The sequence below is a fragment of the Rhizobium sp. GN54 genome (assembly GCF_021026345.1).
Lineage (GTDB): Bacteria > Pseudomonadota > Alphaproteobacteria > Rhizobiales > Rhizobiaceae > Mycoplana.
This window is the reverse complement of sequence record NZ_JAJNCZ010000008.1, coordinates 108,628-121,831: the sequence shown is the minus strand read 5'-3', so window position 1 is coordinate 121,831 and position 13,204 is coordinate 108,628. Positions and strand designations below refer to the sequence as shown.

Sequence of the window (13,204 nt, the reverse complement as noted above, 5' to 3'; positions counted from 1 at the left end):
TCTGTCCGGTCCATTACACAGGCTTCGTCGCCGACCGTGCCGGAATCAAGGCGCGCCGGCGGACCGCACTCCTTGTCCACGCGCAAGGCGCGGCCCCGGCTTCCGCCCGACAACGAATCCGTGCACCCGGCATTTCCCTCATGATCCAACTTGGTCTATTGAAGGCCATGTTCCGTCTCGCGCACGCTTCCGACATTCATCTGGGCCCCCTGCCCGCCCTCACCCTTCTGGAACTGGCATCGAAGAGAATCACCGGTTTCGTCAACTGGCATCGCAACCGGCGCCGCCATCTCTTCGCCAATACCCTCGACATCGTGATGAACGACATCGAGCGCCGCGATCCGGACCATCTCGCCATCACCGGCGACCTCGTCAACCTTGCCGCCAGGATCGAGATCGACACGGTCGCGAAATGGCTGGAGACGATCGGCAAGCCGGAGAACGTCTCCGTCGTTCCGGGAAACCACGATGCCTATGTTCCCGGCGCCTACGAACGCTCGACGAAGAGCTGGTATGCCTATATGCGCGGCGACAACCACCCGGCCGACTGGGACGAGGACTTCCATGTTTTTCCCTATCTGCGCGTGCGCGACAACGTCGCCATCATCGGCTGTTCGACGGCCGTGGCCACGCCCCCTTTCGCGGCCAGCGGATATTTCGGCCGCCGCCAGGCGCGCGAGACCGTCAACCTATTGCGCGCAGCCGGCGAGGCCGGCCTGTTCCGCGTCGTCATGATCCACCATCCCCCGATCGAAGGCGCCACCTCGTTCCACAAGCGGATGATCGGCATCCGCCGCTTCGCCGCCACCATCTCGTCCGGCGGCGCGGAACTGGTGCTGCACGGCCATACCCACCTCAACACGGTCCATTGGCTCAGGGCCGCGAACGGGCCCGTCCCGGTGGTCGGGATCGCCTCGGCCTCGCAGGGACCGGGCGGCCACAAGCCGCCGGGGGGCTACAACATGTTCTCCATCTCCGGCGGCCCCGGCCACTGGAACCTCCTGCGCGAGCGCTACGAACTGGACCAGTACGGCGACGACCTGCTGCTGGCCGAGACCACCCGCTTCCAGCCCGGGGAATAAGGGGAACAAGGGGAATAAAGGGCCTGCAGATCGGCCCGCCGGCCCCGGGCGGCCCCCTTCCCCAAAAGGACAGGCTTGAACGCCGGCATAGAAACTCCCTATTCTGGGCCGGTTTCAGCTTGCGCAGCAAAGGGTGGATGCTTCATACCAGAAGACACACCCCGCTTACCGTGAATATTGATCGGATCTCGAACGTCCCCTTGGGAAGGCAATGCGTCAGTCGGCAGAATCAGATGAATTCCGGCGTGAATTGGTTGGTATTCTGCCGAAATTGCGCCGCTTTGCCATGACGTTGACAAGAAACGCCAGCGATGCAGACGATCTCGTCCAGGAGGCCTGTGAACGCGCCATTACCCGCAGCCATCTCTGGAACGGGGAAGGACGGCTCGAAAGCTGGGTCTATGCCATGACCCGCAACCTCTGGGTGGACGAGGTCAGGAAGCGGAAAGTCCGCACGGGATCGGGGACTGTCGACTTTGCCGAGCAGGACGACCTGCACATCGAGGCGTCTGCAGACAAGGCCGTCTACGCCAAGCAATTGCACAGAATGATCATGACCATGCCGGAAGGCCTCTCCAGCGTGTTCCTTCTCGTCAACGTCGAAGGACACAGCTACCGCGAGGCAGCGGATATCCTGGGAATTCCGATCGGCACGGTGATGAGCAGGCTTTCGACCGCACGCATACGCCTCGCCGCCATGATCTCCGAACAGTCAGAAAGAAGGACCTGAGCTTTGGAAGGCACGCAGGGTCTACCGCTGGAAGTCCGCCTGTCCGCCTACCTGGACGGCCAGTTGACGCAGTCGGAGGTGCGGGAGATCGACGGGATCCTCGCGCGCGACGAAAAGGCGCGCACGCTTTTCAACCGCCTCAAGCTCGGCAGCGATCTCGGCCGCAAGGCATTCGAGGACATGCTGCACGAACCGGTCCCCCTCGATCTCGTCCGCAGCATCAAGCAGGCCTCGATCGACATCGGCCACGAGCGCGGCCCGGCCCTGAGGAGCCTGCCGCCGAAGGAGCCTCCCGTACGCGACAACCGCGCCCGCCTGGCGGCAGCGGGACTGGTCCTCCTGCTGGCCGGCGCCGGCGCCGGCTACCTGCTCGGGATCTGGAAACCTCCGCCTGCCGCCCCTACCGCACAGACAGCGGCGGCGCGCAACTGGCTGGACGATATCGCCGACCACCACCGTATCTACGCCCGCCAGTCCCTGCATCTCGTCGAGGTGCCGGCGCGCGAGAGCCAGCATATCACCCAGTGGCTGACCACCGCGGTCGGCGTCGATTTCACCATTCCCGATCTCAGCGACAACGGCCTCACCTTCGAGGGCGCCCGCCTTCTCGTCGCCGGCGGTCAGCCGACGGGGCAGCTGATCTACCGCGATGCGGATGGCCATGTCTTCGCCGTCTGCTTCCAGCGGGGCGATGCCGTGGCGGCGCGCACGGAGCCCGCAGTCACCATTCGCAACGATCTCGGCCTCGTCTCCTGGCAGGACCGCAACGCCGCCTTTGCCTTCGTCGGCCCGTCCTCGGAGCCCGAGCTAGACGCGCTGGCCGCAACCATCGCCCAGACGATCTGAACGGCTGCCTGCCGCAATCCCGGCCGGGCAATCCTTGCCGGACGCCGGCACCGGATGCGCCGCAGCCTTCTTTCCCTCTCCTGAAACGACAAGGCCGCCCCGTGTGGCGGAGCGGCCCGATGAAGCGTCAGGTCGTGCAGGGCTCAGCCTGCCGTTTCCTCCAGCACCCGGTTGGCGGCGGACACGATCGCTTCGAGCGAAGCGGTGACGATGTTGGTGTTGATGCCGACGCCGAACAGCTTTCCGCCCGGATAGGCGATCTCGACATAGGCGATGGCCGCCGCGTTCGATCCGCGCTGCAGCGAATGCTCGGAATAGTCCACCACCGACATCTCGACGCCGGTATAGATCGAGAGCGCATGGATGAAGCCGTCGATCGGCCCGGTGCCCTGTCCCTCGATGCGCTTGGTCTCGCCGCGGTCGGTGATCTCGGCTGCGACGATGCGCACGCCCTTGTGGGCGGTATCGGGATAGGTGTGGTGGTCGACGAAACGCAGGCGTGCGTCAGGCTGGGTCACGTAGCGCTCGAGGAAGCGCTCGTAGATGCGCTTCGAGGGCAGTTCCACGCCCTCCTCGTCGGTGATCCGCTGGATATCCTCGCGGAACTCCACCTGCAGGTTGCGCGGCAGGTTGATGCCGTGGTCCTGCTGCAGGATATAGGCGATGCCGCCCTTGCCCGATTGCGAGTTGATGCGGATGATCGCCTCGTAGCTGCGGCCGACGTCCTGCGGGTCGATCGGCAGGTAGGGCACCTCCCAGAGCGACTTGTTGGCCGTTTTGATCGCCTTCATGCCCTTGTTGATCGCATCCTGGTGCGAGCCGGAGAAGGCCGTGTAGACCAGTTCGCCGACATAGGGATGACGCTCGGGGATCACCATCTCGTTCGAATACTCGTAGACCGCCTTGACGCGCTCGATGTCCGAGCAGTCGAGTTCCGGATCGACCCCTTGCGTGTACATGTTCAGCGCCAGCGTGACGACGTCGACATTGCCGGTGCGCTCGCCATTGCCGAACAGGGTGCCTTCGACACGGTCGGCGCCCGCCATCAGGCCAAGTTCTGTGGCGGCGATGCCGGTGCCGCGGTCGTTATGCGGATGCAGCGAGATGATCAGGTTCTCGCGGTTGTCGAGGTTGCGGCACATCCATTCGATCTGGTCGGCATAGACGTTCGGCGTCGCCATTTCGACGGTGGATGGCAGGTTGATGATCAGCTTGTTCTCGGCCGTCGGGCGGACGATCTCGGTCACCGCGTTGCAAATTTCCAGCGCGACCTCCAGCTCCGTGCCGGTGAAGCTCTCCGGCGAATATTCGAACCGGTAGTCGCCGCCGGCCTTCGCCGCCATTTCCATGATCATTTCGGCAGCGTCGGTGGCGATCTGCTTGATGCCGTGCACGTCCTTCGCAAACACCACGCGGCGCTGCAATTCGCTGGTGGAATTGTAGAAATGGATGATCGGTCGGTTTGCGCCCTCCAACGCCTCAAAGGTGCGGGTGATCAGCTCCGGCCGGCACTGGACGAGCACCTGCAGCGAGACGTCGTCGGGCACGTTGCCCTCCTCGACGCACCAGCGGGCGAAATCGAAATCCGTCTGCGAGGCGGACGGAAAGCCGATCTCGATCTCCTTGAAGTTCATGTCCAGCAGCAGCTGGAACATACGGGCCTTGCGGTCGTGGCCCATCGGGTTGACCAGCGACTGGTTGCCGTCGCGCAGGTCGACCGAACACCAGACCGGGGCCTTCGTGATAGTCTTCCCGGGCCAGGTGCGGTCCGGAATGTTCACCTGCGGATAGGGCTGGTACTTTGCCGATGCGTTCGGCATGCCGTGATTGGGGGTCTGGCTATTGACGCTCATCTGAATGTCTCTTCTCATCCCGGCTTTCGCCTGCAGCCTCATAGCGGATTGATCTGCGCTTGGCGACGGCGAATGCTGCTCTCGTGGAGCCTCGGGGCGGATTTACGATAGGGGTTGAGGCGAGGAGCACTGGTGCCGGTGGGCTTTTCGGCCACCGGGCGCTCCTCAAAGAACCCGGCAACCGCGCGTAAGGCCGAGAAGAAGGAGCGAGGTGAAGCTGCGCGCACGATCGGACACAGCCTGGCGGCTGTGCGAAATGCGATCGGCGATGATGCTTGCGCGCTTGGACATGGACCGGCTTATAACGGCGAAGCAGGGACCGTGCAAGTCGCGGCAAGATGATTTGTGAAAAGGCCCCGCCGGCATTAGTCTTTGCGCCGGCGCCGATCGGGCGGCCATCTTGAGGATATGCTACGATGAAGTTGCGTTACGTCCTGTTGGCAGCCCTTGCCGTGCTGGCAGCCGGCTGCCAATCCAACCCGCCGAGCCAGAAGACGCTCGAGGCCAACCGCTATTGCTCCCTCCGTTTCGGTGGCCCCGCCAACACGAACTACGATTCCTGCGTCTATGCCCGCCAGATGGGCATGGAAGTGACACCGGCGACGCCGGGCTGGTAGCGCCTTGGAGACCCGGTGGTTTCGCGTTCTCGCAAGGCCCCGAAACGGGGAAGCCCTCCCGTGTCGCCACGGGAGGGCTTCGATGACGGTCGCACTCGATGCGAAGATCAGATATCGGCCTGCGAGGTGACGATGCGCGAGACGAGGCCGTACTCGATCGCATCCTTGGCCGAGAGCCAGTAGTCGCGGTCGGTATCCTTGGCGATCTTCTCGATCGGCTGGCCGGTGGCATCGGCGAAGATCTTGTTCAGGCGCTCGTTCATCTTGATGATCTCGCGGGCCTGGATCTCGATGTCGGAGGCCATGCCGCGCGTGCCGCCGGACGGCTGGTGCAACAGGAAGCGCGTGTTCTGCAGGCAGATGCGGCGCTCCTTCGGCGCGGCGACGAAGATCAGCGCGCCGGCGGAGGCGACCCAGCCGGTGCCGATCATCCAGACCTTCGGCTTGATGAACTTGACCATGTCATGGATGCTGTCGCCGGATTCGACGTGGCCGCCCGGCGAGTTGACGAAGATGCGGATATCCTCGTCGCTGGCGGCGGCGAGCGCCACGAGCTGCGAGTTGACCTTCTGCGCCAGCTCCTGGGTAATCCCGCCATAGATGAAGATCGAGCGCGACTTGAAAAGATTCGCCTCGGTTTCCTTGCCGAGCGGCAGCTCGGTCTTTTTCTCTTCTTCGTCGCTCATCGGGCAACTCTCCGCCTGTTGTCTCATAGGTCTTGCCGCAGTCAGATAATGCGACTCAATGGCCAAGACAATGCAACAAAACGCTCATGCGGCGATAGAGGGCGGGAGCAGCACCGGCAAAAAGGGTAAATGCCGGGCGCAGGCGCCGGAACCGGCCCGGGAACCCGTCCCAGCCCCCGCCCCGATGCACACAGCGAGGCCGCTTCCGACCTGCGTAACATTGCGTATGGACTCGTCATCGCGCATGCCTAGGATGCCGATCGTATTGACGAAACGCCCGGTCGCCTCCCAGGCCGGACCATCATCATCGGGGACACCATGATCAGACGCTTACTGCTTGCGATCGGCCTGACCGTCGCATCCACGGCACCCGCCTTCGCCCACCTCAACCCGGAGGAGCACGGCTCCTTCATGGCCGGCTTCTCCCACCCGCTCTTCGGCATGGACCACATCCTGGTGATGGTCGCCGTCGGCCTGTGGGCGGCGCAGATCGGCGGCCGCGCGCTCTGGGCGGTCCCGGCCGCCTTCGTGACGATGATGGCGATCGGCTTCGGCCTTGCGGTCGCGGGCGTCTCCCTGCCCTTCGTCGAGCCGGTGATCCTGGCTTCCGTGGTGGCGCTCGGCCTGCTGGTTGCCATGGCCGTCCGGCTCGATCCGGCGATCTCGGCTGCGATCGTCGCCGTCTTCGCCTTGTTCCACGGCCACGCCCATGGCGGCGAACTCGGCGCAGCCGGCGCCCTGCCCTTTGCGGTGGGCTTCGTGATCGCGACCGCGCTGCTGCATGTCGTCGGCATCGCGCTTGGCCTCGGCATCGGCCGCATCGCCGGCGGCGCAACGCTGACCCGCATCCTCGGCGGCGCCACCGCCCTTGCCGGCGTCGCCCTCGCCTTCGGCTGACTGGTCGCAAACAGATCGAACCGACGACGCGGCGGCCCTCCGGCCGCCGCGTTTTCCGTTGCGGGCGGCTCTACACGGTGACGGTGCGGACCCCTCATCACAAGCGCGCGATGACCTTACTAACATTTTGAAAAACAGTTGGTTTTAGAGTAATCTAAAACACAGGCCGCGCAGGAGTGCACGGCCGCGAAATGCCTCACATACGGAGGTTGCAGCAATGAACTTCATGTCTGGACGGAGAGGTCAGGATATGGTCACTCTGATCCTGGCCTTTTGCCTGTTCGTCTCCCCCTGGGTCGTCGGTTTCATCGCCGACACCACGCCAAGCTGGAACGCCTGGATCGCCGCGATCGTACTCGGCGCCTTCGCGGTCATGACGCTCTCGGCCTTCGCGGAATGGGAGGAATGGGTGAACATGGCGGTCGGCCTGTGGCTGATCGCCTCGCCCTGGCTGCTCGGCTTCATGGCGAATACGAACGCGATGTGGACGCATGTGATCCTCGGTATCTGCACCGCCGCGCTGTCGGCCTGGGCAGTCTGGGACTATCGCCACCCGCATTCGCATGCCTGACGGCCCGGGCGGATGAAACTCCGCCCGTTCATCGCCCCTGAGCCGAAATGCCGGCGCCGCCCGCCCGGCAAGGACGAGCGGCGCGATCCTCTCCGCATCTTCCAATAACCGCGGCGTCTGCCGTCAGCCCCGCCCGCGATAGGTCGACACACCCTGGTCGGGCAGCCAGACCCCCTCGGGCACGGCACCGGTCTGCCAGAACACGTCGATCGGAATGCCGCCGCGCGGATACCAGTAGGCGCCGATCCTCAGCCATTTCGGCGAAAGCAGGTCGACCAGCCGCTTGGCGATGGTGATCGAGCAATCCTCGTGGAAGGCGCCGTGGTTGCGGAACGAATGCAGGAACAATTTCAGCGACTTGGACTCCACCAGCGACGCATCGGGAATGTAGTCGATGACGATATGGGCAAAATCCGGCTGCCCGGTCATCGGGCAGAGCGAGGTGAATTCCGGCGCGGTGAAGCGCACCACGTAGTCCGTGCCCTGGTTGCCGTTCGGCACCTTCTCCAGCACCGCCTCTTCCGGGCTTGCCGGAAGCTCGACGTTGCGGCCGAGTTGCGAGAGGCTCGATACGTCGGTCTTGCTCATGCCCTGGTCCTTTCCACCTTCACCCTGATCCCATGCGCCTTCTCCGTCTCCGGCTCGACATGGATCGCGATCTGGGCGCCGTGATGGACCGTTTCGATCGCCGCTTCAAGCCTGTCGCAGATCTCGTGCGCATCGGCGACGGCCATGCGCGCGGGCACGACGAGGTGGAACTCCACGAAGATCGCCTGCCCGGCCCGGCGGGTCTTCAGGTCGTGCACGCCGAGCGAGCCCTGCGCGTTTTCCGCGATCGCCTGCTTGATCGCCGCCTCCTCGGCTCCTTCGATCGCATGGTCCATCAGCCCGCTGACGGAACTGGAGATGATCGTCCAGCCCTGGAACAGGATGTTGACGGCAACGAGGATCGCGATCACCGGGTCGAGGATCGCATAGCCCGTGGCCAGCACGAGCAGCAGGCCGACGAGCACGCCGGCAGAGGTGATCACGTCCGACATGATGTGGTGGCCGTCGGCGAGCAGCGCCGGCGAACGGTGCCGCCTGCCGGCCCGGATCAGGATCGTCGCCCAGACGACGTTGATCAAACCTGCGACGAAGTTGATGCCAAGGCCGAGCGCCGGCTGCTCCATCAACGTCGGCGCCCAGAGCTTCGGCACCGCCTCCTGCACGATCAGGATGGCCGCCACGACGATCAGCACGCCCTCGACGACCGCGGACAGGTACTCCGCCTTGTGGTGGCCGAAGGGGTGGTCGGCATCGGCCGGCCGCGAGGCATAGCCGATCGCCCCCCAGGCGATGACGGCGGCGACCACGTTGACGATCGATTCCAGCGCATCCGACAAAAGCGCCACCGATCCCGTCACCCACCAGGCCAGCATCTTCAGCCCCAGCACGAAGATCGCCATCGGAATGCCGATCAGTGCCAGCCGGTTGACCGTCGCGTTCCCGTTCGTACCCATGATCGCCTTCCCTGCGGATGCAAACGAATTGCAGAAACCGCGCCCTTCAACGCAAAACCGCCCGCGCGGGGTTCGCGCAGGCGGCTTTCTCTTCGGCGTCTCTATCGGCCAGTTCGGCCGAAAAGTCAAAGGCGGAATGGCCTCACGCCGCCTTCGTCTTCGCCTTTCTGGACAGATGCGCCACCACGTTCTCGATCATCCGCATGCCGGCGTCGCCGCCGAGCGTCATGATCGATTCCGGGTGGAACTGGACGGCGGCCACCGGCTCCTTGGCATGCTCGATGCCCATGATCGTGCCGTCCTCGCTTTCGGCGGTGATGATGAAATCGCGCGGCAGCGTCGAGGGATCGGCGAAGATCGAGTGGTAGCGGCCGACCGTCACCTCCTTGCCCAACCCGGAAAAGACGATGCCGGGCTCGAGCACGCGGATGCGCGACGGCTTGCCGTGCATCGGAACGGCCAGTTGTCTGAGATCGCCGCCATAGGCTTCCGCCAGTGCCTGCAGGCCGAGGCAGACGCCGAAGATCGGCAGATCCCGCGCCCGTGCCTTCTTGATCGTCGCCTTGCAGTCGAAGTCCTTCGGCGTGCCGGGACCGGGCGAGAGCACGACGAGGTCGGGCTTCAGCCGGTCGAAGAGCTCGTCGGCCACCGGCGTGCGCACCGTCGTCACCGTGGCGCCGGTCTGGCGGAAGTAGTTCGCCAGCGTGTGGACGAAGCTGTCCTCGTGATCGACCAGCAGGATGTTGACGCCGGCGCCCACCGAGGCGACGTCGCGCTGGGACTTCGCCGCATTGCCGGCCTTGGCGTCACGGATGGCTGCGATCATGGCGGATGCCTTCAGTTCGGTTTCGGCTTCTTCTTCCTGTGGGTTGGAATCGTTCAAGAGCGTCGCGCCCGCCCGCACCTCGGCGATCCCGTCCTTGATGCGGATGGTGCGCAGCGTCAGGCCGGTGTTCATGTCGCCGTTGAAGCCGACCATGCCGATCGCTCCACCATACCACAGCCGCGGGCTCTTCTCGTGCGCCTCGATGAAGCGCATCGCCCAGAGTTTTGGTGCGCCGGTGACGGTGACGGCCCAGGCGTGGCTCAGGAAACCGTCGAAGGCATCCATGTCGTCGCGCAGCCGGCCTTCGATATGGTCCACGGTGTGGATCAGCCGCGAATACATCTCGATCTGCCGGCGGCCGATCACCTTGACCGAGCCCGGCTCGCAGACGCGCGACTTGTCGTTGCGGTCGACGTCGGAGCACATCGTCAGCTCGGACTCGTCCTTCTTGGAGTTGAGCAGCTTGAGGATCTGTTCGGAGTCGGCGATCGGGTCGTCGCCGCGCTTGATCGTGCCCGAGATCGGGCAGGTCTCGATGCGGCGGCCGGACACGCGCACGAACATCTCCGGTGAGGCGCCGACGAGATATTCCTGGTTGCCGAGATTGATGAAGAAGGAATAGGGCGACGGGTTGATCGCCTTCAGCCGCTGCGAGATCTCCGACGGCCTGCTGTCGCAGCGCTCGAAGAACTTCTGGCCGGGCACCACCTCGAACAGGTCGCCGCGGCGGAAACTTTCCTTGGCCTTGACGACGAGTTCGGCATATTCGCCGGGCCGGTGGTCGCCATGCGGGGGAATGATGTCGGCGGTCTTGAACGGTTCCGGCGCGATCGCCCGGTCCCTGCCCTCCGTGGTGATCCCGCCCTTGGCGAAATCGTAGCGGTCGATCCAGGCCTTGGCGGCATAGTGATCGACCACGAGGATCTCGTCGGGAATGAACAGCACCATATCGCGCTGGTCGTCGGGACGCTCCAGCTTCAGGTCGATCGCGTCGAACTGGAAGGCGAGGTCATAGCCGAAGGCGCCGTAGAAGCCGAGATTGGCGTCCTCGGCCGAATGGAACAGGTCGGTGACCGCGCGCAGGACCGTGAACACGGTCGGCATCTTCGAGCGCTCTTCCTCGGTGAAGACCCGATCCGGCTCGTTGACCTTCAGGTCGAGCCAGCGGGGCGTGGAAGTCCCCAGCGTCAGCTCGGCGACGCCTTCCAGCCGCGGCCTGATGATTTGAAGCAGCGCCTCGCCGCGCTCGTTATAGGCCTCGAGCCAGACGTTGCGGCCGAAGGAGGAGATGGCGAGCGGCGGATCGACGATCGCCGTGTCCCAGCGGGTATAGCGGCCGGGATACTCATAGTTGGAGGAGAAGACCGCGCCGCGGTGCTCGTCGAGCTTGTCGACATAATCAGAGATCGCGGTGGCATAGTCCGCATCCCGGCGCCGTCGGGTGACGATGATGCCGCCCCGCGTCTCGTAGCTCTCGGCGCCATCCGCCAGTTGCTTCGTCACCATTCCCTGCTCTCCTGTTCGGCCCGGATTTCGAGCGGCCGAATACGAAAAAGCCGCCTCGAAGGTTTCGGGCGGCTGTTCGTTTCAATCACGCATGACTGGTCGAGGCCGCCTCAGCGAGCCCACCACCAGATCGAGATGTTGCGTGCATCTGTCATGGCCGGAATTGTTAGCGCGAAGCCGGGGCGAACGCAACCGGGATTTCTCGGGCCGGGCGCCGACAATCGGGGCCTTCGGAAAGGCTGCCCTACGCGCCCTCCGGGGCCGGGATCCGAGCCTTCGGCGCCGGGCCGGAATACCGTTCGTTCCCTCATGCGAAACCGAACGGGCTTCCGTGCGTTTCCCTCCGACCGTGTCCGTAAAGAGGAGAACGCCGCCATCCGCCCGCGATCCTTCGCCATTCTGGCCGCAAGCCTCCTCGCCCTGACCGGCGCTTCCCTTCCCACCGCCTCCCTTCCCGACAAGGGGCCGATGCCCGTTGCGCGACCCGCCGCCGACGGCGAAAAACAGCCGGAAAAACACGGTCCGCCGACCCCGACCGCCGCGGAGCGCAAGGACGCGCCCGCATCGAAGGAGAGCGACGGCACCAAGACGAAGGAGAAGGACGGCGAGGGCAAGGCGACGGATGCCGACAAGACCGAGGCAGCGAAGGAGCCGCCACCGCCGCTGGTCCGCGAGGACGACACGACCCTTGCGGCCTGTATCGGGGCGCTGAAGGCGGGCGGCGCCATCGTCGAGGAAATCCCGGCGATCGGGCCGGAGAACGGCTGCGGCATCACCCGCCCCGTGCTGCTCAAGCGTCTCTCGGGCGATATCGGCATCACGCCCGAGGCGACGCTGCGCTGCGAGACGGCGCTGCAGCTGCAGCGCTGGACCAATGGCGCGCTCGTGCCCGCGATCGCGGCGGGCATGCCCGACAAGAAGCTTTCCGGTCTCGAGCAGGCCTCCGGCTACGTCTGCCGCAACCGCAACGGCGCTGCGAACGGCAAGGTCTCCGAACATGCCTATGGCAATGCCGTCGACATTGCCGCCTTCACCTTCTCCGACGGCAGCCGCATGGATATCGCCCCGCGCGAGAAGGATTCGACCATCGAAGGCGCGCTCCAGCGCGCAGCGGTCGCCACCGCCTGCCTCTATTTCACCACCGTCCTCGATCCCGGCAGCGACGCCGCGCACGAGACGCACCTGCATCTCGACGTCATCAAGCGCAAGGGCGGCTATCGCTATTGCTGGTAGCGCAGCGGTGGAAACTTTTCGGCCGGCGCGGATCGCGGGCTCAAAACCGGTCGGCGCCTGCCCTATCTTAGCGGCATGATTCCCGGCCCGCCGTTCACCCCGCCGGGCCGCCAACCCATAAGGATGTCCGTATGCCCGTCTCCCTGTACCGTCTCTCCGTTCCCGTCTTCGTCCGCGGCCTCAAGGTGCTTTCGGCGCTGCTCGAAAAAGCCGAGGCCCACGCCGCCGACAACGGTATCGACCCCGAAGTGCTGGTCAATTCGCGACTGGCGCCGGACATGCTGCCGCTGTCGGGGCAGATCCAGCGCGTCAGCGATACCGCCAAGAACGCGCTCGGGCGCCTGAGCGGCAAGAGCGCGCCGAGCTTTCCCGACACCGAGACGACCATGGCCGAACTGAAGGCGCGCATCGAAAAGACCATCGCCTATCTCGAATCGGTGCCGGAATCAGACCTCGCGGGCAGCGAGACCCGCGAGGTGAAGCTCAATGTCGGCAATCTCGGCGTGACCTTCACGGGCACGGACTACCTGCTGGAATTCGCCCTGCCGAACTTCTTCTTCCACGTCACCACCGCCTACGACATCCTGCGCCACGACGGCATCGAGATCGGCAAGCGCGACTATCTCGGCCCCTACGGCTGAAACGCCCCCTCCAGCGCCGAGGCCGTGACCGCCGCCGGCTGCCCGACGCGCGCGATGTGCGCTGGCGTACACAAAAACTTGATTAACATATTCACGTTCAAACTTGACTCGTTTAATCCAGATTAAATAGGCATTCCCCCAGGGCACCCTTCCAGGGATTCCGAAAGAGAGAAAACCGACGCAGCCGCCCCGCGGCCTGCGATGGGTTTCTGCA

Annotated in this window: 14 protein-coding genes; 8 read left to right on the top strand and 6 right to left on the bottom strand. The window is 64.8% G+C overall.

Annotated elements, in window-relative coordinates:
* Positions 1–167 precede the first annotated feature (167 nt).
* From LQK81_RS19790 to LQK81_RS19780, 3 genes are all read left to right on the top strand, one after another.
* On the top strand, positions 168–1,082 hold the full coding sequence (locus tag LQK81_RS19790; RefSeq protein WP_230808220.1) for a metallophosphoesterase family protein: 915 nt from the start codon (positions 168–170) through the stop codon (positions 1,080–1,082).
* 211 nt (positions 1,083–1,293) lie between these two features.
* The gene (locus tag LQK81_RS19785; protein WP_230808105.1) at positions 1,294–1,812 is read left to right on the top strand and encodes an RNA polymerase sigma factor; all 519 of its coding nucleotides are present in this window, start codon (positions 1,294–1,296) and stop codon (positions 1,810–1,812) included.
* Between the two features lie 3 nt (positions 1,813–1,815).
* Positions 1,816–2,658, top strand: coding sequence for an anti-sigma factor family protein (locus LQK81_RS19780; RefSeq protein WP_230808104.1), 843 nt, complete (start codon positions 1,816–1,818; stop codon positions 2,656–2,658).
* A gap of 143 nt (positions 2,659–2,801) precedes the next feature.
* Here the strand turns inward: LQK81_RS19780 and leuA are convergent, their stop codons facing one another.
* Positions 2,802–4,511, bottom strand: coding sequence for a 2-isopropylmalate synthase (leuA, locus tag LQK81_RS19775; RefSeq protein WP_230808103.1), 1,710 nt, complete (start codon positions 4,509–4,511; stop codon positions 2,802–2,804).
* 416 nt (positions 4,512–4,927) lie between these two features.
* Between leuA and LQK81_RS19770 the strand changes: the two genes are divergently transcribed.
* A complete protein-coding gene (locus tag LQK81_RS19770) occupies positions 4,928–5,128 on the top strand; it encodes a hypothetical protein (RefSeq protein WP_230808102.1) in 201 nt (66 codons plus the stop codon).
* 107 nt (positions 5,129–5,235) lie between these two features.
* On the opposite strand, the gene LQK81_RS19765 is transcribed toward LQK81_RS19770, so the two are convergent.
* Positions 5,236–5,841, bottom strand: a complete 606-nt coding sequence (locus LQK81_RS19765) for an ATP-dependent Clp protease proteolytic subunit (protein WP_269065060.1) — start codon at positions 5,839–5,841, stop codon at positions 5,236–5,238.
* A 291-nt stretch (positions 5,842–6,132) separates the two neighbouring features.
* On the opposite strand from LQK81_RS19765, the gene LQK81_RS19760 reads away from it, so the two are divergent.
* Both LQK81_RS19760 and LQK81_RS19755 read left to right on the top strand, forming a co-directional pair.
* Positions 6,133–6,711: a HupE/UreJ family protein gene (locus LQK81_RS19760; protein WP_230808100.1), complete on the top strand. Its 579-nt coding sequence runs from the start codon at positions 6,133–6,135 to the stop codon at positions 6,709–6,711.
* Between the two features lie 217 nt (positions 6,712–6,928).
* Positions 6,929–7,282 carry an SPW repeat protein gene (locus LQK81_RS19755; protein ID WP_230808099.1) on the top strand — a complete coding sequence of 118 codons (354 nt, stop codon included), beginning with the start codon at positions 6,929–6,931 and terminating at the stop codon, positions 7,280–7,282.
* Positions 7,283–7,405: 123 nt separating this feature from the next.
* Here LQK81_RS19755 and queF read toward each other — a convergent pair whose 3' ends face one another.
* From queF to trpLE, 4 genes are all read right to left on the bottom strand, one after another.
* Positions 7,406–7,870 carry a preQ(1) synthase gene (queF, locus tag LQK81_RS19750; protein ID WP_230808098.1) on the bottom strand — a complete coding sequence of 155 codons (465 nt, stop codon included), beginning with the start codon at positions 7,868–7,870 and terminating at the stop codon, positions 7,406–7,408.
* Positions 7,867–8,784: a cation diffusion facilitator family transporter gene (locus LQK81_RS19745; protein WP_230808097.1), complete on the bottom strand. Its 918-nt coding sequence runs from the start codon at positions 8,782–8,784 to the stop codon at positions 7,867–7,869. The genes queF and LQK81_RS19745 overlap by 4 nt, the downstream gene beginning before the upstream one ends.
* 142 nt (positions 8,785–8,926) lie before the next feature.
* Positions 8,927–11,116: an anthranilate synthase gene (locus LQK81_RS19740; protein ID WP_230808096.1), complete on the bottom strand. Its 2,190-nt coding sequence runs from the start codon at positions 11,114–11,116 to the stop codon at positions 8,927–8,929.
* 110 nt (positions 11,117–11,226) lie between these two features.
* The gene (gene trpLE, locus LQK81_RS19735; protein WP_230808219.1) at positions 11,227–11,271 is read right to left on the bottom strand and encodes a trpE operon leader peptide TrpLE; all 45 of its coding nucleotides are present in this window, start codon (positions 11,269–11,271) and stop codon (positions 11,227–11,229) included.
* A 154-nt stretch (positions 11,272–11,425) separates the two neighbouring features.
* Between trpLE and LQK81_RS19730 the strand changes: the two genes are divergently transcribed.
* Together LQK81_RS19730 and LQK81_RS19725 are read left to right on the top strand one after the other, a co-directional pair.
* Positions 11,426–12,349 carry an extensin-like domain-containing protein gene (locus LQK81_RS19730; protein ID WP_230808095.1) on the top strand — a complete coding sequence of 308 codons (924 nt, stop codon included), beginning with the start codon at positions 11,426–11,428 and terminating at the stop codon, positions 12,347–12,349.
* Positions 12,350–12,480: 131 nt separating this feature from the next.
* A complete protein-coding gene (locus LQK81_RS19725) occupies positions 12,481–12,990 on the top strand; it encodes a DUF1993 domain-containing protein (protein WP_230808094.1) in 510 nt (169 codons plus the stop codon).
* Positions 12,991–13,204: the final 214 nt, after the last annotated feature.

Bases quoted from the DNA above. Each gene is read 5' to 3' on its own strand.
- LQK81_RS19790 (WP_230808220.1), top strand. From the start codon at position 168: ATGTTCCGTCTCGCGCACGCTTCCGACATTCATCTGGGCCCCCTGCCC.
- LQK81_RS19785 (WP_230808105.1), top strand. From the start codon at position 1,294: ATGCGTCAGTCGGCAGAATCAGATGAATTCCGGCGTGAATTGGTTGGT.
- leuA (WP_230808103.1), bottom strand. From the start codon at position 4,511: ATGAGCGTCAATAGCCAGACCCCCAATCACGGCATGCCGAACGCATCG.
- LQK81_RS19770 (WP_230808102.1), top strand. From the start codon at position 4,928: ATGAAGTTGCGTTACGTCCTGTTGGCAGCCCTTGCCGTGCTGGCAGCC.
- LQK81_RS19765 (WP_269065060.1), bottom strand. From the start codon at position 5,841: ATGAGACAACAGGCGGAGAGTTGCCCGATGAGCGACGAAGAAGAGAAA.
- LQK81_RS19760 (WP_230808100.1), top strand. From the start codon at position 6,133: ATGATCAGACGCTTACTGCTTGCGATCGGCCTGACCGTCGCATCCACG.
- LQK81_RS19755 (WP_230808099.1), top strand. From the start codon at position 6,929: ATGAACTTCATGTCTGGACGGAGAGGTCAGGATATGGTCACTCTGATC.
- queF (WP_230808098.1), bottom strand. From the start codon at position 7,870: ATGAGCAAGACCGACGTATCGAGCCTCTCGCAACTCGGCCGCAACGTC.
- LQK81_RS19745 (WP_230808097.1), bottom strand. From the start codon at position 8,784: ATGGGTACGAACGGGAACGCGACGGTCAACCGGCTGGCACTGATCGGC.
- LQK81_RS19740 (WP_230808096.1), bottom strand. From the start codon at position 11,116: ATGGTGACGAAGCAACTGGCGGATGGCGCCGAGAGCTACGAGACGCGG.
- LQK81_RS19730 (WP_230808095.1), top strand. From the start codon at position 11,426: ATGCGAAACCGAACGGGCTTCCGTGCGTTTCCCTCCGACCGTGTCCGT.
- LQK81_RS19725 (WP_230808094.1), top strand. From the start codon at position 12,481: ATGCCCGTCTCCCTGTACCGTCTCTCCGTTCCCGTCTTCGTCCGCGGC.